General features: G+C 65.3%; 20 protein-coding genes. 15 read left to right on the top strand and 5 right to left on the bottom strand.

Translation table 11 applies throughout. The features are described 5' to 3' along the window. The first annotated feature begins 174 nt into the window (after positions 1-174). The 4 genes from phnC (at position 175) to phnE (IVA93_RS02580) (ending at position 3,789) form a co-directional block, all read left to right on the top strand. Positions 175-984, top strand: a complete 810-nt coding sequence (phnC, locus tag IVA93_RS02565; RefSeq protein WP_018453073.1) for a phosphonate ABC transporter ATP-binding protein — start codon at positions 175-177, stop codon at positions 982-984. Between the two features lie 63 nt (positions 985-1,047). Continuing rightward, positions 1,048-1,983, top strand: coding sequence for a phosphonate ABC transporter substrate-binding protein (gene phnD / locus IVA93_RS02570; RefSeq protein WP_026232455.1), 936 nt, complete (start codon positions 1,048-1,050; stop codon positions 1,981-1,983). A gap of 76 nt (positions 1,984-2,059) precedes the next feature. After that, positions 2,060-2,944 (top strand): phosphonate ABC transporter, permease protein PhnE, encoded by an 885-nt coding sequence (phnE, locus tag IVA93_RS02575; protein WP_026232456.1) that lies wholly within the window; start codon positions 2,060-2,062, stop codon positions 2,942-2,944. Further along, entirely contained in the window at positions 2,941-3,789 is an 849-nt protein-coding gene (gene phnE / locus IVA93_RS02580; RefSeq protein ID WP_026232457.1) for a phosphonate ABC transporter, permease protein PhnE, read from the top strand. Before phnE (IVA93_RS02575) ends, phnE (IVA93_RS02580) begins: the two co-directional genes overlap by 4 nt. Before the next feature lie 164 nt (positions 3,790-3,953). On the opposite strand, the gene phnF is transcribed toward phnE (IVA93_RS02580), so the two are convergent. Then, on the bottom strand, positions 3,954-4,685 hold the full coding sequence (phnF, locus tag IVA93_RS02585) for a phosphonate metabolism transcriptional regulator PhnF (RefSeq protein ID WP_018453077.1): 732 nt from the start codon (positions 4,683-4,685) through the stop codon (positions 3,954-3,956). Between the two features lie 118 nt (positions 4,686-4,803). On the opposite strand from phnF, the gene phnG reads away from it, so the two are divergent. From phnG to IVA93_RS02635, 10 genes are all read left to right on the top strand, one after another. After that, positions 4,804-5,268 carry a phosphonate C-P lyase system protein PhnG gene (phnG, locus tag IVA93_RS02590; RefSeq protein WP_018453078.1) on the top strand — a complete coding sequence of 155 codons (465 nt, stop codon included), beginning with the start codon at positions 4,804-4,806 and terminating at the stop codon, positions 5,266-5,268. Between the two features lie 4 nt (positions 5,269-5,272). Next, positions 5,273-5,881: a phosphonate C-P lyase system protein PhnH gene (phnH, locus tag IVA93_RS02595; RefSeq protein ID WP_018453079.1), complete on the top strand. Its 609-nt coding sequence runs from the start codon at positions 5,273-5,275 to the stop codon at positions 5,879-5,881. Positions 5,882-5,883: 2 nt separating this feature from the next. Continuing rightward, positions 5,884-6,987 (top strand): carbon-phosphorus lyase complex subunit, encoded by a 1,104-nt coding sequence (locus IVA93_RS02600; protein ID WP_247789651.1) that lies wholly within the window; start codon positions 5,884-5,886, stop codon positions 6,985-6,987. Further along, the gene (locus IVA93_RS02605; protein WP_018453081.1) at positions 6,984-7,880 is read left to right on the top strand and encodes an alpha-D-ribose 1-methylphosphonate 5-phosphate C-P-lyase PhnJ; all 897 of its coding nucleotides are present in this window, start codon (positions 6,984-6,986) and stop codon (positions 7,878-7,880) included. The genes IVA93_RS02600 and IVA93_RS02605 overlap by 4 nt, the downstream gene beginning before the upstream one ends. Continuing rightward, entirely contained in the window at positions 7,873-8,670 is a 798-nt protein-coding gene (gene phnK / locus IVA93_RS02610; RefSeq protein ID WP_018453082.1) for a phosphonate C-P lyase system protein PhnK, read from the top strand. Before IVA93_RS02605 ends, phnK begins: the two co-directional genes overlap by 8 nt. A 39-nt stretch (positions 8,671-8,709) precedes the next feature. Next, the gene (phnL, locus tag IVA93_RS02615; RefSeq protein ID WP_018453083.1) at positions 8,710-9,408 is read left to right on the top strand and encodes a phosphonate C-P lyase system protein PhnL; all 699 of its coding nucleotides are present in this window, start codon (positions 8,710-8,712) and stop codon (positions 9,406-9,408) included. Between the two features lie 11 nt (positions 9,409-9,419). Then, positions 9,420-10,574 carry an alpha-D-ribose 1-methylphosphonate 5-triphosphate diphosphatase gene (locus IVA93_RS02620; protein ID WP_247539622.1) on the top strand — a complete coding sequence of 385 codons (1,155 nt, stop codon included), beginning with the start codon at positions 9,420-9,422 and terminating at the stop codon, positions 10,572-10,574. Beyond that, complete coding sequence (gene phnN / locus IVA93_RS02625) at positions 10,571-11,167, top strand: phosphonate metabolism protein/1,5-bisphosphokinase (PRPP-forming) PhnN (protein WP_018453085.1); 597 nt, start codon at positions 10,571-10,573, stop codon at positions 11,165-11,167. Before IVA93_RS02620 ends, phnN begins: the two co-directional genes overlap by 4 nt. Positions 11,168-11,189: 22 nt before the next feature. Beyond that, positions 11,190-11,801: a pyridoxamine 5'-phosphate oxidase family protein gene (locus IVA93_RS02630; protein ID WP_247299239.1), complete on the top strand. Its 612-nt coding sequence runs from the start codon at positions 11,190-11,192 to the stop codon at positions 11,799-11,801. A 493-nt stretch (positions 11,802-12,294) separates the two neighbouring features. Further along, entirely contained in the window at positions 12,295-12,498 is a 204-nt protein-coding gene (locus tag IVA93_RS02635) for a hypothetical protein (RefSeq protein WP_018453086.1), read from the top strand. Here IVA93_RS02635 and IVA93_RS02640 read toward each other — a convergent pair whose 3' ends face one another. From IVA93_RS02640 to IVA93_RS02655, 4 genes are all read right to left on the bottom strand, one after another. Continuing rightward, positions 12,499-13,002, bottom strand: a complete 504-nt coding sequence (locus IVA93_RS02640; protein ID WP_018453087.1) for a DUF6496 domain-containing protein — start codon at positions 13,000-13,002, stop codon at positions 12,499-12,501. It abuts the gene before it with no gap. Positions 13,003-13,069: 67 nt separating this feature from the next. Then, positions 13,070-13,852 (bottom strand): alpha/beta fold hydrolase, encoded by a 783-nt coding sequence (locus IVA93_RS02645; protein ID WP_018453088.1) that lies wholly within the window; start codon positions 13,850-13,852, stop codon positions 13,070-13,072. A 4-nt stretch (positions 13,853-13,856) separates the two neighbouring features. Continuing rightward, a complete protein-coding gene (locus tag IVA93_RS02650) occupies positions 13,857-15,152 on the bottom strand; it encodes an O-acetylhomoserine aminocarboxypropyltransferase (protein ID WP_018453089.1) in 1,296 nt (431 codons plus the stop codon). Positions 15,153-15,233: 81 nt separating this feature from the next. Further along, a complete protein-coding gene (locus tag IVA93_RS02655) occupies positions 15,234-16,034 on the bottom strand; it encodes an IclR family transcriptional regulator (RefSeq protein WP_247337567.1) in 801 nt (266 codons plus the stop codon). A gap of 131 nt (positions 16,035-16,165) precedes the next feature. Between IVA93_RS02655 and IVA93_RS02660 the strand changes: the two genes are divergently transcribed. After that, the gene (locus IVA93_RS02660) at positions 16,166-17,131 is read left to right on the top strand and encodes a Bug family tripartite tricarboxylate transporter substrate binding protein (RefSeq protein ID WP_026232459.1); all 966 of its coding nucleotides are present in this window, start codon (positions 16,166-16,168) and stop codon (positions 17,129-17,131) included. Position 17,132 lies beyond the last annotated feature (1 nt).

The following is a 17,132-nucleotide window of genomic DNA, read 5'->3' on the forward strand; positions in this document are numbered from 1 at the left end:
GAACGAGAGGGCGGGCGTTTCTCTTCGAGCGGCTTGATGACAATGTCATGACGACGCCATGACAGGGGATGAACAGGAGATGAGGTGTGTAGGATCGCCGCACCGCAACGTCCGTGTCACACAAGTGTCAAGCGCCGGCGTTAGCGGTGGGTCCCAGCTACTCTGGAGCCCTGCATGCTGGTGGTTGAAGGTCTGACGTGTCGCTTCGGCGTGAAAGCCGCGGTGGACGACGCCTCGTTTCAAGTCTCTCCCGGCGGCTTCGTCGGCGTGATCGGACGCTCCGGCGCCGGCAAGTCGACCCTGCTGCGCACCATCAACCGTCTCGCGACCCCTGCACAGGGCCGCATCCTGTTCGACGGCCTCGACGTCACGGCGCTGCGCGGCAAGGAGCTGCGGCAGTGGCGGGCGCGCTCGGCGATGATCTTTCAGCAGTTCAATCTGGTGGGCCGGCTCGATGTGCTCACCAACGTCCTGATGGGACGGCTTGCGACGATGCCGGCCTGGCGCTCGCTGTCGCAGACCTGGCCCGAGCAGGACAGGGCGCTGGCGATGTCCGCGCTCGAACAGTTCGACATTGCCCCGCTCGCGGCCCAGCGCGCCGATCAGCTCTCCGGCGGCCAGCAGCAGCGCGTCGCGATTGCCCGCGCGCTGGTGCAGCAGCCCGACATCATCCTCGCCGACGAGCCGATCGCCTCGCTCGATCCGCGCAACACCAAGATCGTCATGGATGCGCTGCTGCGCATCAACAAGCACTTCGGCATCACGGTGCTCTGCAATCTGCATTCGCTCGACCTGGCGCGCAGCTATTGCGACCGCCTGATTGGCATGGCGCAGGGCCGCGTGGTGTTCGACGGCGCGCCGGCCGAGTTGACCGACCACGTGGCGCGCGAGCTCTACGATCTCGAAGCCGCCGAAGTCATGGGCGGCACGCCTGCACCGGTGCGACAGGGCATTCCGGCGCTTGGAACGGCGGCCGCCGCCTGAGCTGCGCCGCATCAGGACTTACCAATTTTGCGTCAACCGACCTCAACCAATGAAGAGGCTATCATGATTACTCGCAGATTGATTCTCGCCGGCGCCGCCGCGCTCGCGTTGACGACTTCGGCCTCCGCCGAAGACTGGAAAGCCAAATATCCCGAGCTGACCTTCGCGGTCATTCCGGCGGAAAACGCCTCGGGCGTGACCGAGCGCTGGGCGCCGTTCATGAGCTATCTCTCCAGGGAATTGGGCGTGAAAGTCACGCTGCGCATCGCCAACGACTACGCTGCCGTAATCGAAGGCCAGCGTGCCGGCAACATTCACATCGCGAGCTACGGCTCGGCCTCGTTCGCCCGCGCCCGCCTGACCGGCGTCAAGACCGACGCCTTCGCCAACGACATCAACTCCGACGGCTCCACCGGTTATTACTCGGTGTTCTTCGTCAAGGCGAGCAGCGCCTACAAGAGCATCGACCAGCTCAAGGGCAAGAACCTCGGCCTGGTCGACCCGAACTCGACCTCCGGCAACAACGTGCCGCGCTTCGAGCTCGACAAGATGGGCATCGCGGACGCCGACACCTATTTCAGCAAGGTCGTCTTCACCGGAAGCCACGAGAACGCGATCCTGGCGCTGGCGCAGGGCACGGTCGACGTCGCGGCCAACCAGTGGACCAGCGACAACGACTCGACATTAGCGCAGATGCTGACCAAGGGCATGCTGAAGAATGCCGATGGCTCGGCGATGAAGAAGGATGATTTCCGCATCATCCACAAGTCGGCGCCGATCATCAACGGCCCCTATGCCTACAATTCTGACCTGCCGGAAGAGGCCAAGGCCGCCATCGCCAAGGCGTTCTTCGACGCGCCGGCCAAGGACAAGGCTGCGTTCCATCGCCTCCAGGACGGCCAGAAGAAGGGTTTTCATCCCGCGACCACCAAGGATTGGGATGGCACGATCGAGCTGATCAAGTTCGTCGATGCGCTGCGTAAGAAGAAGGCGTCCTGAGTTTCGGGACGATGCCACTGGAGCCGGGTCGATGGACCCGGCTCTTTCTCTTTGATTGACCATTTTCCTGGCCAAGATGACCGTCGCGGTTTCGATCCTCCCCGAGCAACAGCTCGCCGTGCTCAACGCCGCCTATCGCCAGGCGGTGGCGCGCAAGCGGCTCCGAATCCTGTCTGGAGCCGTGATCTTCGCCGCAGCACTGTGTCTGGCCGCGATCGGCGCTGAAGTGAATCTGCGCACGCTGTTCGCCCACTTTGGCAACTTCATCAGCTATTTCGACCGCATCCTCACACTCGACACCGGCCAGCGGGTCTGGACCGATGTCGGCGAGTGGCTGTGGGGCTGGCGCAAATGGCTGAGGATGCTGGGCGAGACTTTGCTGATCTCCTATGTCGGCACGCTGATCGGCGCGACTTTTGCGTTTTGCCTGAACTTCTTTGCGGCTGAAAACACCTCGCCCGCGCCGTGGTTGCGCTTCGTCGTGCGGCGCCTGCTCGAATTCGCCCGCACGGTCCCCGGCATCGTGTTTGCCCTGATCTTCGTGATCGCCTTCGGGCTGGGGCCGATGGCGGGCGTGCTGGCGATCGCGATTCACTCCACCGGCGCGCTTGGAAAGCTGTTCTCGGAGATCGTCGAGAACGCCGACATGAAACCGGTCGAAGGCGTCCGCTCGACCGGCGCGAGCTGGCTGTCCTGCATGCGCTTCGCCATCCTGCCGCAGGTCACGGCGGGCTATGCCAGCTACGCGCTGCTGCGTTTCGAGATCAACGTCCGCGAGGCCTCCGTGATGGGCTTCGTCGGTGCCGGCGGCATCGGCCAGGAGCTCGTCGTCGCCATCCGCAAGTTCTACTACTCGGACGTCAGCGCCATCCTGCTCACCATCATCGTCACGGTTTTCATTATCGACATCAGCACCGGCTGGCTGCGCGGCCGCCTGTTCGGCAAGGAGGCGCGGACGTGACGGGGCCGCAGGACATTGACACATCAGCGCTTCGCGCGCGCTACCCTGATGTGTTCGACCGGCCGGCTTCGGCGCGGCTCCCGATGCCGGCGATGATCGTCGCGGCGCTCGCGGTTCTGATTTATGGCCTCATCGATCTCGACTTCTCGCCGTCGCGGTTGTTCGCGGGGCTCAGCCAGCTCGGTTGGATCAGCCTGATGATGATCCCGCCGGATCCCGGCTCGTCGCTGCCGGTCTATCTGAAGGCGCTGGGCGAGACGCTGTCGATTGCGCTGCTCGGCACGACGCTGGCCGCGGTCTTCGCGCTGCCGGTCAGTCTTCTTGCCGCGCGCAATGTGGTGCCGTCGAGGATTTTGCGGTTTCCGGTGCGGCGCTTCCTGGATTCAATCCGCGGAGTCGACACGCTGATCTGGGCGCTGGTGTGGATCAACGTGGTCGGGCTCGGCCCGTTTGCCGGCGTGCTCGCTATTGCCGTGTCGGATTTCGGCGCGTTTGGAAAACTGTTCTCGGAGGCGATCGAGGGCGCCGACCAGAAGCAGGTCGAGGGCATCCGCGCCTCCGGCGGTAGCGCGCTGCACGAGATTCGCTTCGGCCTGCTGCCGCAGGTCCTGCCCGTGATTGCCGGGCAGGTGCTCTATTTCATCGAGTCGAATACGCGCTCGGCCACCATCATCGGCATCGTCGGCGCCGGCGGCATCGGCCTCCAGCTCGCCGAGCAGATCCGCGTGCTGGAATGGCAGAAGGTGTCGTTCCTGATCCTGATGATCCTGGTCGCAGTCGCCGCGATCGATTTCGTTTCGGGCAAATTGCGTTTTGCGATTATCGGGCGGCGGGCGGTGGCGTAACCTTCTTCCTTCTCCCCTTGTGGGAGAAGGTGGCGCGAAGCGCCGGATGAGGGGTCTGCATCCTCAATTCAGATCAGTGCGCGGAGGCAACCCCTCACCCGTCTCGCCGCTAGCGCGGCGAGCCACCCTCTCCCGCAAGGGGAGAGGGGCAGAGGGCAGCCAGTTCACCCGTTCTCCACCAGAAATTCCACCCGCTCCGCCGCAAAGCGCGAATGCTTGGTGACCAGCGGCTTGCCGTCGAGATCGTGATCGGTGGCGTCGACCACCAGGATCGGCCGTCCCAGCGCCAGATCGAGCCGTGCGGCGTCGGTTGCGTCGACGATACCGGCGGTGATCCGGGTCGCGCCGCGGCGATAGTCCCGGACGCCGTAATGCTCGAGCAATTTCGTCATCGAGCGGGTCGCGGCAAAGACGTCGCCCGCAGCGGGGAATAGCTGTGCCGATAGCCACGTCGTGGAGACACAGATCGGCGTGCGGTCGGCGAGGCGCATCGCCTCGATCCGGACCAGCGGTGCGCCGGTCTTGAGGCCAAGCTCCCGCGCGAGTTCGCGGGTCGCAACGTCAGCGGACGCCTCGATCAGCCGGCCATGCGGTTCGCGGCCGTCCGCGCCGACGATCTCGGAGAAACGGGTCCGCGAGCGCAGTGGATAAGCGAGCTTCTGCGCCTCGACATAGGTTCCGCTGCCGCGTTCTGCCCGCACGATGCCGCGCTCGGCAAGCGCGGCCAGCGCGCGTCGCACGGTGTGGCGGTTGACGCGATAGGTTTCGGCGATCTCCACCTCGCCCGGCAGCTTGTCGCCCGCCGCAAAGCGGCCGTCGGCGATGCCGCGCTCGATGCCGTCGGCAACGAGGCGCCACAACGCGACGCCGGAGGAGGCTGTGTCCTGCATGCTCATGTGGCCGGGAAGCTACTCCAGAAATCACGCCTTTGTCACGAAACAGTCATGGCGCTCCCGTATCAAGTTGTCTAGTATCATAGACAACTTGGATTCGGCAAGTTCTGCAGAGAAGTCGGTGGATGCGGTGACCCAGCACAATAATCAGCAAGCCCAGCGCAAGGCCGCAATGTCCGTGCTGGCGCACGCGGAGGCGGGCGAGATCGCCGCTCGCCTCCACGCTCTCGCTTTGCCGGCGCATCAGGATCTGCGCGCGCCGGAAAACGGCCTCGTCATGCTGCGCGGCCGGGTCGGCGGCGATGGTGCGCCGTTCAACCTCGGTGAAGCCACGGTGTCGCGCGCCGCGGTGCGGCTTGCGAGCGGCGAGGTCGGTTTCGGCTACACGCTCGGCCGCGACGGCGAGAAGGCGCGGCTGATCGCGCTGTGCGATGCCCTGGTGCAGTCCAGCGATTTCGGCGCCGCGGTGGAGCGGGACATTATCGCGCCGTTGCGTGAGCAGCTGATGGTCAGGCGCAAGCAGGTGGCGGCCCAGACCGCCGCGACGAAGGTTGATTTCTACACCATGGTGCGCGGTGAGGGGTGAGATCATGACCACGATTGCGGAACTGCCGCCGGGGTTCGCCGATAAGGTCTTGTCGGCGCAATCGACCTTTCGCTCGGTCATGGACGCGATGGCGCGGCCGGGATCGGTGCAGCGCATCGTGCCGACATCAGGAGCGCCTCGTGTGATGATGCGCGGGACGGCCGCGATCGCGCTGACGCTGTTCGATCACGACACGCCGCTCTGGCTCGATGCGCGCATGCATGAGACTTCCGACGTCGTGAAATGGCTGAAATTCCATACTGGTGCGCCGGTGGTGCAGGATTCTTCCATCGCCAGCTTCGCGCTGATCAGCGACGGCGGGGCGCTGCCTTCGCTGGAGCGCTTCGCGCTCGGCACCAGCGAATATCCGGATCGGTCGACCACGTTGATCCTGCAGGTCGAGAGTCTCGATTCGGGACGCAGCTTCGAGCTGCGCGGGCCCGGCATCGACGGCGTCGCCACGCTCCAGGCGTCGATCAAGCCGTTCGACGTGTTCGAGCGACTTCGTATTAACGAGGCGCTGTTTCCGCGCGGTATCGATGTGGTGCTGGTCGCCGATGACGCCATGGTTGCGATCCCGCGCACCACGCGTATCGTGAGCAGGGGAAGCTAAGCATGTATGTCGCAGTCAAAGGCGGCGAACGCGCCATCGAGAACGCCCATCGCCTGCTCGCCAGTGCGCGGCGTGGCGACCAAAGCGTTCCGGAAATCTCGCTCGACCAGATCTCCGAGCAGCTTGGTCTCGCCGTGGACCGCGTCATGAGCGAAGGCTCGCTCTATGACCGCGAGCTCGCGGCGCTCGCCATCAAGCAGGCGCGCGGCGATCTGATCGAGGCGATCTTCCTGGTCCGCGCCTTCCGCGCGACGCTGCCCCGCTTCGGCGCCAGCGAGCCGGTCGAGACCGGCGCGATGCGGATACGGCGGCGGGTGTCCTCGACCTTCAAGGACATTCCCGGCGGCCAGATCCTCGGCCCGACCTTCGACTATACCCACCGCCTGCTCGATCCCTCGCTCGCCGAGGGCTTTGTGCCGGAGACACCGGCGACGGCCGAAGCATCGTCTGCGCCAACCCCGCGGGTGACCGACATCCTCGGCCGCGACGGGCTGATCGAATCCTCGCCTCAGGCTAAGGACGGCGCCAGCGTCGGCGATCTCACTCGCGAGCCGCTCAATTTTCCCGCCGATCGTGACCTGCGCCTGCAAAATCTCGCGCGTGGCGACGAAGGTTTTCTGCTGGCGATGGGCTATTCCACCCAGCGCGGCTACGGCCGCAACCATCCCTTCGCCGGCGAGATTCGCTTCGGTGAGGTCGAGGTTGAATTCTCCGCGGAAGACGTCGGCTTCGCCGTGCCGCTCGGCTCGATCGAGCTCACCGAGTGTCAGATGGTCAATCAGTTCAAGGGCTCCGCGACGGAGGCGCCGTGCTTCACCCGCGGCTATGGCCTCGCCTTCGGCCAGAGCGAGCGCAAGACGATGTCGATGGCGCTGGTCGACCGCGCGTTGCGTGCGCGCGAGCTCGGCGAAGAGGCACTCGCCCCCGCGCAAGACGAAGAATTCGTGATGTCGCATTCGGACAACGTCCAGGCTACCGGCTTCGTCGAGCATCTGAAGCTACCGCATTATGTCGACTTCCAGTCTGAGCTCGGCCTGTTGCGCAAGCTGCGGAAGGAATTCACTGAGGCCAATGCGCCCGATGCCATGAAGGAGGCCGCGGAATGAACGCGCCCGCCTACAATTTCGCTTATCTCGACGAACAGACCAAGCGGATGATCCGCCGCGCGATCCTCAAGGCGATCGCGATCCCCGGCTATCAGGTGCCGTTCGCCAGCCGTGAAATGCCGATGCCCTATGGCTGGGGCACCGGCGGCGTGCAGGTGACGGCCGCGATCCTCGGGCCCGAGGACGTGCTGAAGGTGATCGACCAGGGCTCCGACGACACCACCAATGCGATCTCGATCAGGAAGTTCTTTGCCAAGACCGCCGGCGTCGCCACGACGACGGCGACGATCGATGCGACCGTGATCCAGACCCGCCACCGCATTCCGGAGACGTCGCTACACGCAAATCAGGTGCTGGTCTACCAGGTGCCGATCCCGGAGCCGCTGCGCTTCCTCGAGGCGCGCGAGACGGAGACGCGGCGCATGCACGCGCTCGCCGAATACGGCCTGATGCATGTGAAGCTCTACGAGGACATCGCCCGCTTCGGCCACATCGCGACGGCTTACGCCTATCCGGTGAAGATCAATGCGCGCTACGTGATGGACCCGTCGCCGACGCCCAAATTCGACAATCCCAAGATGGACAATTGCCCGGCGCTGCAACTGTTCGGCGCCGGCCGCGAGAAGCGCATCTATGCGATCCCGCCCTATACGCAAGTTGTGTCGCTCGACTTCGAGGACCATCCCTTCGAGCCGTACCGCTTCAACGCGCCGTGCGCGTTGTGCGCCGCTGAAAATTCCTACCTCGACGAGATCGTGACCGACGACAAGGGCGGGCGCATGTTCGTCTGCTCCGACACCGATTATTGCGAGGGACGTCAGGCCGCCGGCCATCACGGCAGCCTCAGCGCCGCGCCGTACAAGGACAAGGCGCAGGAGGCATCGAATGGCTGATCAAGACATGCTCGAGAACGACGAGCCGCTGCTGGTCGCAAAATCCCTCAGTAAGTCCTATGGCCGGATCGCGGCGTGCCGCGACGTGTCCTTTGCGCTCTACCCCGGCGAGGTGCTGGCGATCGTCGGCGAATCCGGCTCGGGCAAATCGACGCTGCTGCAGCTGCTGTCGGGTCAGCTCGCGGCCAGCGGCGGTGAGGTGTCCTACCGGATGCGCGATGGCGTCACCCGCGATCTCACCACGCTGGGCGAGGCCGAGCGGCGCTTCCTGTTTCGTACCGATTGGGGCTTCGTTCATCAGGATCCCGCGCAGGGGCTGCGCATGACCGTCTCGGCCGGCGCCAATGTCGGCGAGCGGCTGATGGCGGTGGGGTGGAATCACTACGGCCGCATCCGCGATACCGCGTCGGACTGGCTGACTCGCGTCGAGATCGACATCGCGCGCATCGACGATGCGCCGCGGACCTATTCCGGCGGCATGCGCCAGCGGCTCCAGATCGCCCGCAACCTCGTCACCGAGCCGCGGCTGGTGTTCATGGACGAGCCGACCGGCGGCCTCGATGTTTCCGTGCAAGCCCGTCTGCTCGACCTCGTGCGCAGCCTGGTCGCGGAGCTGCATCTCGCGGTCATCATCGTCACCCATGATCTCGCGGTCGCGCGCCTGCTGTCGCATCGGGTCATGGTCATGAAGGGCGGCCGAGTCATCGAGACCGGCCTCACCGATCAGGTGCTCGACGACCCCCGCGAGCCCTATACCCAGCTGCTCGTCTCCTCGATCCTGCCGCCATGAGCCTTCCAACGTAATGAGCCTTGCAAGAAGAGTTCTCCAATGACCGCCATGATCGACATCGCCGACGCCAACAAGACCTTCACGATGCACCTGCAAGGTGGCATCGAGCTGCCCGTGGTGCGCGGCGTGACCTTTCACGTCAATCCCGGCGAATGCGTCGTGCTGTCGGGGCCATCAGGCGCCGGAAAATCGTCGATCCTGAAGATGATCTTCGGCAATTATCGTTGCGATTCCGGCCGGATCGGCATCCACCATCGCGGCGCGCTGGTCGATCTCGCCACCGCCGAGCCGCGGCAGGTTCTCAACATCCGCCGCGCGACCATTGGCTATGTCAGCCAGTTCTTGCGCGCGGTGCCGCGCGTCGCGACCCTCGACGTGGTCGCCGAGCCGCTGATCGTCAACGGCCTGGCGCGCGCGGAGGCGCAAGCCCGTGCTGGCGAACTGTTGCATCGCCTCAACATCCCCGAGCGGCTCTGGCAGCTTCCGCCCGCGACCTTTTCCGGCGGCGAGCAGCAGCGCGTCAACATCGCGCGCGGCTTCATCTCGGATCTGCCGATCCTGCTGCTCGACGAGCCGACCGCGTCGCTCGACGCCGCCAACCGCGCCGTCGTGGTCGGGCTGGTAGCCGAAAAGAAGCGCCAGGGCGTCGCCATGGTCGCCATTGTCCATGACGACGAAATCCGTCATCAGATTGCCGACCGCACCGTCGACGTCACCAGCTTCGCCGCCGCGGCCTGAAGGAAATGGACATGAACGCCAAGAAGGACATCGTGATCGCCAACGCCAGGATCGTGCTGGCGGAACGGGTGATCGAGCAGGGCTGGCTTGCCCTCGCCGATGGACGCATTGCCGAGATCGGCGAGGGCAGGGCGCCCGCGGGGGCAGAGGATGCCGGCGGCGATCTGATCATGCCCGGCTTGATCGAGCTCCACACCGATCACCTCGAGGCGCATTACGTGCCGCGACCAAAAGTGTTCTGGAATCCAGTCGCCGCCGTCGTCTCCTATGACGGCCAGCTCGCGACATCAGGCATCACGACGGTGTTCGACTCGCTCCGGGTCTGGCGCGAGGATGGCGCCGAGGAAGTCGACGGCCGCGCCGGCACGCTTGCCGCCGCAATCACGACCGCTCGCGATGCTGACCTGCTCCGCGCCGATCACTTCCTGCATCTGCGCTGCGAAATCCCGATGCCGAGCGTGGTCGAGGAGGCCAGGGAGCTGATCGACCGTCCCGACGTGCGGCTGATGTCGGTGATGGACCACACCCCCGGCCAGCGCCAGTTCCGGGACGAAGGCAAGCTGCGCGACTATTATCGCGGTAAGGGCGGCGGCAAGACCGACGCCGAGCTCGACGAGCTGTTCGCGAAGCGCTTCGAATATCAGAAGGCCTATGCCGCGACCAACATGCGCGAGATCGTGGCGCTGGCCCACAAGTACAAGATCCCGCTGGCGAGCCATGACGACACCACTGAGGAGAACGTCGTGGACGCCGTGCGCGATGGCGTTTCGGTGGCGGAATTTCCGACCACGCTGGAGGCCGCGCGCGGCCTGCACGAGGCCGGCATCGACATCCTGATGGGCGCGCCGAACGTCGTGCGCGGCGGCTCGCATTCCGGCAATATCGCCGCGGTCGATCTCGCCCGCGAGGGCCTGCTCGACATCCTGTCGTCGGACTACATCCCCTCGAGCCTTCTGATGGCCGCGCTGCACTTGCCCGAGCACGTGCCCGCCATCACTCTTCCGGCGGCGATCCGCACCGTGACGAAGGCGCCCGCGGAGGCAGTCGGCCTGTCCGACCGCGGCGAGATCGCGATCGGCAAGCGTGCCGATCTGATCCGCGTGCATGTCGCGGGCCGCGTCCCCGCGGTCCGCAGCGTCTGGCGCGAAGGAAGCCGTGTCGCATGAGCGAGGCCGTCACCGTGGCGGGAAAGACAACGGGTGCGATCGGGCCCGGGCGGCTCGTGCTCGTGGTCGGTCCCAGCGGTGCCGGCAAGGACACGCTGCTGCGGCTGGCGCGGGCAGCCTGCATCGAGGATCACGACATCGTCTTCCCGCGCCGTGTCGTGACGCGGGAATCCTCGGCCGACGAAGACAATATTGCGGTGAGCCCTGACGAATTCCGTCGCGCGCGCGAGCATGGCGAATTCGCCGTGCATTGGGAGGCGCATGGGCATTGTTACGCGCTGCCGCTCGACCTCAACGACGATATTCGTGCCGGACGCGCCGTCGTGGCCAATGTTTCGCGCACGGTGATCGGCGTGCTGCGCCAGACCTATGCAAACGTCGTGGTGGTCGCGATCACGGCGCCTCCGGATGTGCTGGCGCAGCGGCTTGCCGCTCGCGCCCGGCACAGCGACGGCAATATCGCGGAACGGCTGACGCGCAGCGTCGACGACGCATCGACTCAGGCCGACGTCACCATCCTCAACGCCGGCAGCGCTGAGTATCACGGCCGCCAGCTTCTGCGCGTGATCAGGAACCAGGGCTGGCACGAATAGCCCGCACAACAAGGAGACTGGAATGTCGGTGATCGAAACGGTCGAGCAGCTGGAGGCCATCTACGGCGTCACCAACGACGCATCGATCGTGAAAGTCGCCGACCACGTCACCCCGCTCTATCGCGTCTTCATCGAAAAGGCGCCGTTCGCCGCGCTCGCTACCATCGGACCCGAGGGGATCGACTGCTCGCCGCGCGGCGATCTCTCCGGCTTCGTCCGCATTCATGACCCGAAGACGCTGATGCTGCCGGATCGCCGCGGCAACAACCGGGTCGATTCCTTGCGCAACATCGTGCGCGATCCCAGGGTATCGCTGATGTTCCTGATCCCCGGCTCCGGAAATGCGGTTCGGGCCAATGGCCGGGCGCATCTGTCCATCGATTCCGAATTGCTGGCCTCGTTCAAGGTCGACGGCAAGGCGCCGCGCAGCGTCATGGTGATGACGGTCGACGAAATTTACTTCCAGTGCGCCCGCGCCATCGTCCGCTCCGATCTCTGGAATCCCGACAAGCGCATCGACCCCAAGACGCTGCCGACGCCCGGCCAGATCCTCGCCGAGATGAGCGAGAACAAGGTCGGCGGCGCGGAGTATGATCGCGCCTGGCCGGAGCGTGCGGCCGCGACGATGTGGTGAGTTCGTTCTTCCCCTCTCCCCTTGCGGGAGAGGGTGGCTCGCCGCGTAGCGGCGAGACGGGTGAGGTCTCTCTCCGCGTGCGACTCTCTTGAGGATTCGCGGAGGCAAACCCCTCATCCGGCGCTTCGCGCCACCTTCTCCCGCAAGGGGAGAAGGAAGAACTCATCGCGAGATGAATTCGTTTGTCGGCGCTCGCACCCGGAGACGCGCCCCTGCGCGCTCATCGCAATTATGGATAGACATTTCATTGACCGTTCGCGCTAAACGCTCGATATTCGACGCATCGACACTGCTCCTTCGAGCCGAAGCCGCGATATGAGAACCGATCACCCGCGCAGTAACAATGACATGCATGCGTGCATGACGCGCCGCTGTTTCTCGGCGGCCACCGGCGCATGTTGTTGTTGCTGACCGCCGCCTCCTAGCAGCACCTCACCCAGCAAATCCCAAGAATCCAAAGACAGGAACGCCGAGACCCGGCGGACGAGCAGTCATGTCCCGAACTCAATCGAATGCCTACGTCATCGAGATCCACGACCGCGCCGCCGGCATCGTCACGAGGGATACGCGCGGCTTCCGCTTCTTCTCCTCCGAGCGTCTGTTCGACAGCCTCGAAGGCCGCCAGTTCCGCTCGGCGCGCGAGGCGGAGCGCGCCGCCCGTGCGGTATTCTCCGAGCGGGGCCGGCGCGCGAACTGATCAGCTCCGGCGGCGCGCCCTGGTGCGTGCCGCCTTCTTTGCGGCGCTGGAGCGGGCCTTGGCGCCCTTGGTGCGGCTCGCCTTGCGCGCGGCGGCTGAACGCGACGCGGCCGTTCGCCGGCTCGCGGCACGTTTGCCCTGCTTCGACAGTGCACTGCGCGAGGCGGTCGAGCGCGGCTCCTTCTTCAAAACCTTTTCGACTGCTTGCGACACGCGCGGCCGGCGCTTCGGGGTGCGCTTGCCCTGACCGACCTCGTAGGCATATTTGGCGCTGCGTCGCGTCGATTTCTTGACGCTTTCCTTGCGCGGTGGCGGCAGATCGATGCCGGCGCGGCGCGCTTCGGAGAGACCGATGGCAATGGCCTGCTTCGTCGAGCGGGCGCCATGCTTGCCCTTGCGGATCTTGTCGATCTGGTCCTTGACGAATTCGCCGGCCTGCGTGCTTGCCGATTTACCGGCACGCTTGTCTTGCCTGGCTTTGCGAATGACTTCCTGTCTTGGCATGGGTCCTGTTCCCTCGATCTTCACAGGGATATCTGACCGCAACGCGCAAGATGGATGATTGATCCTGTCAGTTCCGGAGCGCAGCCAACAACTCATCCGGGCGTTCGGCCATGATCATGTGGCCCGCGCCGGGCACCACGACGGTCTTCGCATGCGGGATCGCGGCGGCAAGTGCCTTGCCGGCCTTCACCGGCGTCATCATGTCCCGTTCGCCGAGGATGAGCGTCGTGGGCACCTTCACGCTTGCGGCTGCTTGCAGCGCATTCGCGTAAGCATTGCAGGCCGACAAATCCCGGAACAGCACGCCCGGCTCGCAGTGTTTCAATACGGCCTGCGCCCCGCCATGCATCCACAGGCCCGGTGCGAGGCTGCCACCGAGCTCGGCGTTGAAGCCGAGGCCCCAGATCGAGACCATGTCGTTTGCATCCTGCGAATTGGCTTCGGCCGCCTTCAGCAGATCCGGGCCGACCGTCATGGTCGCGGCCGTGCCGATCAGGCTGAGCGCGGAAACCTTGTCGGGGTGACGTGCGGCCGTCTCCAGCGAGATCAGCGAGCCCATGGAATGGCCGATCAGATGCGCTTTCGTCACTCCGGCCGCATTGAGCAGGGCCGCCGTCCAGTCGGCCATCTCGGCGATGCTGCCGAGCGAAGGTCCGGGCGAGCGGCCGTGGCCGGGCAGATCCGGCGCCAGCACGCCAAAGCCATGATGGGCGAACCAGCGCGTGTGCAGCGCCCAGGTCGAATGATCGAAGCCGGCGCCGTGGAGGAAGGCGACCGCGGGCAGGGATCTGTCGAAGTCGCGGCCGCCGGTTGCGACCAGCACCTCGGCGCCGTTGACGGAGAGCTTCATGGTGTCAGACCTTTTGCGAGATGCGCAGCGCTTGGGTGAGATCGTCGACGATGTCGCTTGCGGTCTCGATGCCGACCGAGAGTCGCACCAGCTCCTCGCCGATGCCGGAGGCCTTGAGCTGCTCGGCGTCCATCTGCTGGTGTGTGGTCGAGGCGGGGTGGATCACCAGCGTCTTGGCGTCGCCGACATTGGCGAGATGGCTGATCATGCGCAGCGATTCGATGAACTTGCGGCCGGCGGGCCGCCCGCCCTTGATGCCGAAGGAGACGATCGAGCCGGCGCCGCGCGGCAGCAATTGTTTTGCGAGCTGGTAGTCCGCATGATCTTCCAGCGAGGGATGCAGCACCCAATCCACGGCCTTGTTGGACTTCAGTGCTTCCAGCACGAGCTGGGTGTTTTGCATATGGCGGTCCATGCGCACCCCGAGCGTCTCGACGCCCTGCAACAGCTGGAACGCGTTGGTCGGGGATAGACAAGCGCCGAAATCGCGCAGGCCTTCGGTACGCGCGCGCATGATGAAGGCGGCGGTGCCGAACTGCTCGTCGAAGACGATGCCGTGATAGCCGCCATAGGGCTCGGTCAGCACGCCGAATTTTCCGGATGAGCGCCAGTCAAAACGACCGCCGTCGACGATGGCGCCGCCGATCGCGATGCCGTGGCCGCCGATCCATTTGGTCGCCGAATGCATGACGATGTCGGCGCCGAGCTCGATCGGACGGCTGAGATAGGGCGTGGCAAAGGTGTTGTCGATCAGCAGCGGAATCTTCGCGTCATGCGCGATCGAAGCGACTTTCGGAATGTCCAGCACCTCGAGCCCGGGATTGCCGATGGTCTCGCCGATCATCAGCTTCGTGTTCGGCTTGATCGCCGCGCGGAACGCGTCGAGATCGCGCGGCTTGACGAACGTTGTGGTGATGCCGAAGCGCGGCAGCGTGTGCGCCAGCAAATTGATGGTGCCGCCATAGAGCGAGCTCGATGCCACGATATGGTCGCCGGCGTTCAGAAGCGTGGCGATGGCCAGATGCAGCGCCGCCATGCCGCTCGCGGTGCAGATCGCGCCGACGCCGCCTTCCAGCGCCGCAAGCCGTTCTTCCAGCACGCCGGTGGTCGGATTGGAGATGCGCGTATAGATGTGGCCGGCGCGTTCGAGATTGAACAGCGCGGCGGCGTGATCGGAATCCTGGAACACGTAGGACGTGGTCTGGTAGATCGGCACCGCGCGGGCGCCGGTCGCGGGATCCGGATGCTGGCCCGCATGCAGGCTCAGGGTCTCGAAGGCAGGCGGTTTTGGCGCGGGCATGCGGGGCCTCGTTGCTCGGTCGGCGGAGGCGGCTCTTGTGCCATAAAATGGCGCGCTGCGTCAGCCCATTGACAGCGTTGTCTAACCCCGGATCGCCTGCTCGATGATCCGCGCCTCCCGCAGCAGGATCTCCGCGACCTCCTGTTCGCGTCGTGGGCCGAGCCTGGTGCGAACGGCGGAGACGGTCATCGCGGCAGCGGGACGGCCGTCCGGGGTCTCGATCCAGGTCGAGATCGACTTCGTACCCTGCACGAGACCAATTTCCCTCATGCCGTATCCCAGCCGTCTTGCGGCGGTGACCTGGCCCAGCACCGTCGCAACATCGGTCCGGTAGGCCTCCAGTCTCTTCTCGTTGGCTGCGACGATTTTTCGCGCGTCCTGCGCCGGCATCGCGGCGAGGATGGCGACGCCTGCGCTGGAGACGCCGAGCGGTCGGCGCGCGCCGACCTCGATCGACAGCACCTGGATCGGATAGACGCCAATCCGGCGATCAACGCACAGCGTGTCGTTGCCGGTCCGCACCGTCAGGAACAGCGTGTCGCCGATCTCGGCCGAGGCGCGTTGCAGCGACGGATTTGCCGCGATCAGCAGCCGCGACGGCCGAGGCCGTGCGAGCGCGAGCTCCGGCACCTGGTTGCCGATCGCGTAGCGGCCGGTCCGGTCATGCCGTTCGACGATGCCTTCCTCGATCAGCACGTGGACGATGCGGTGCACGGTCGGGCGGGTGAGGCCGGTCGCCCGCACCACCTCGGCCAGCAGCACGCCGTCTTCGCGGCCTGCGGCAAGGATGCGCAGCACCGCGAGCGCGCGCCGGATCGCCTGCGCGCCCTGTCGCGGTCCCGTGATGCGGCGGGTGGATTTCGCGGAAGTCGTCTTGTCCATAATATGGACGAGAACGCCACAATTCACTCGACAGGTAAAGCGCCCATCTGGAGATTGCGCTCCGAATCGACATGCCGTGTACGACGTCAGGCAAATCGACGTAAAATTGGAAGCGCCGCCGGGAGGTTAACATGCGATTAATCTGGATTGCCCTAGCTGCCGCAGCGGCGATGTTGACGGGACCGGCGTCGGGCCAGCAATGGCCGGCGCGCAACGTCAAGCTGATCGTGCCCTATCCGGCCGGCGGCAATGTCGATAGCGCCGCGCGCATCATCGCGGACAAGCTCCAGGAAAAGCTCGGCCAGCCCTTCATCATCGAGAACAAGGCGGGCGCCGGCGGCATGATCGCGGGCGAGGCGTTCGCGAAATCCGCGCCCGACGGCTACACGCTGTTCGTCGGCGCCAACGGCCCGGTGCTGTTCGCGACCGAAATCAACAAGCGCGACGCCTACAATTGGAAGAAGGACTTCCTGCCGATCACGACGATCTCGATGACGTCGTTGGTGCTCGAGGTGCATCCGTCGGTGCAGGCGACCACCTTCAAGGAATTCATCGACCTCGCCAAGCGCGAGCCGGGCAAGCTGACGATGGCCTCGCCCGGCCCCGGCACCACCAATCATCTGCTCAGCGAGCTGATGCAGTCCAGCCTCGACCTGCAATGGGTCACCGCGCATTATCGCGGCAATGCGCCTGCCGTCAACGATCTCTTGGGCGGGCAGGTGCAGTTCGCGTTCGACCAGCTCACGGTCAGCCTGCAGCACATCAAGGCCGGTCTGTTCCGGGCGCTGGCCGTCACCAGCCCGCACCGCCTGAAGTCGCTGCCCGACGTGCCGACCTTCGCCGAGCTTGGTTACAAGGATTTTGACGGCCAGACCTTCACCGGCCTGTTCGCACCGGCAGGCACGCCGGCGCCCGTGATCGACAAGCTGCACGAGGCACTGACCGCGATCCTGAAGGACCCCGCCGTGGTCGACAAGTTCGAGAAGCTCGGCGGTGAAGCCGTCGCGATGACGCCCGACGAATTCAAGGCCTATCTCGCGCGCGAGGACGCCAAATGGATTCCGATCGTGCGCAAGGCCAACATCAAGGCGGATTGAT

Origin of the sequence: Bradyrhizobium sp. 155 (genome assembly GCF_023101105.1) — a bacterium.
Lineage (GTDB): Bacteria > Pseudomonadota > Alphaproteobacteria > Rhizobiales > Xanthobacteraceae > Bradyrhizobium > Bradyrhizobium canariense_D.

Bases quoted from the DNA above. Each gene is read 5' to 3' on its own strand.
- phnF (WP_018453077.1), bottom strand. From the start codon at position 4,685: ATGAGCATGCAGGACACAGCCTCCTCCGGCGTCGCGTTGTGGCGCCTC.
- phnD (WP_026232455.1), top strand. From the start codon at position 1,048: ATGATTACTCGCAGATTGATTCTCGCCGGCGCCGCCGCGCTCGCGTTG.
- phnE (WP_026232456.1), top strand. From the start codon at position 2,060: ATGACCGTCGCGGTTTCGATCCTCCCCGAGCAACAGCTCGCCGTGCTC.
- IVA93_RS02655 (WP_247337567.1), bottom strand. From the start codon at position 16,034: ATGGACAAGACGACTTCCGCGAAATCCACCCGCCGCATCACGGGACCG.
- IVA93_RS02600 (WP_247789651.1), top strand. From the start codon at position 5,884: ATGTATGTCGCAGTCAAAGGCGGCGAACGCGCCATCGAGAACGCCCAT.
- IVA93_RS02605 (WP_018453081.1), top strand. From the start codon at position 6,984: ATGAACGCGCCCGCCTACAATTTCGCTTATCTCGACGAACAGACCAAG.
- IVA93_RS02645 (WP_018453088.1), bottom strand. From the start codon at position 13,852: ATGAAGCTCTCCGTCAACGGCGCCGAGGTGCTGGTCGCAACCGGCGGC.
- IVA93_RS02635 (WP_018453086.1), top strand. From the start codon at position 12,295: ATGTCCCGAACTCAATCGAATGCCTACGTCATCGAGATCCACGACCGC.
- phnH (WP_018453079.1), top strand. From the start codon at position 5,273: ATGACCACGATTGCGGAACTGCCGCCGGGGTTCGCCGATAAGGTCTTG.
- IVA93_RS02650 (WP_018453089.1), bottom strand. From the start codon at position 15,152: ATGCCCGCGCCAAAACCGCCTGCCTTCGAGACCCTGAGCCTGCATGCG.
- IVA93_RS02640 (WP_018453087.1), bottom strand. From the start codon at position 13,002: ATGCCAAGACAGGAAGTCATTCGCAAAGCCAGGCAAGACAAGCGTGCC.
- phnL (WP_018453083.1), top strand. From the start codon at position 8,710: ATGACCGCCATGATCGACATCGCCGACGCCAACAAGACCTTCACGATG.
- IVA93_RS02620 (WP_247539622.1), top strand. From the start codon at position 9,420: ATGAACGCCAAGAAGGACATCGTGATCGCCAACGCCAGGATCGTGCTG.
- phnC (WP_018453073.1), top strand. From the start codon at position 175: ATGCTGGTGGTTGAAGGTCTGACGTGTCGCTTCGGCGTGAAAGCCGCG.
- phnK (WP_018453082.1), top strand. From the start codon at position 7,873: ATGGCTGATCAAGACATGCTCGAGAACGACGAGCCGCTGCTGGTCGCA.
- phnN (WP_018453085.1), top strand. From the start codon at position 10,571: ATGAGCGAGGCCGTCACCGTGGCGGGAAAGACAACGGGTGCGATCGGG.
- IVA93_RS02660 (WP_026232459.1), top strand. From the start codon at position 16,166: ATGCGATTAATCTGGATTGCCCTAGCTGCCGCAGCGGCGATGTTGACG.
- IVA93_RS02630 (WP_247299239.1), top strand. From the start codon at position 11,190: ATGTCGGTGATCGAAACGGTCGAGCAGCTGGAGGCCATCTACGGCGTC.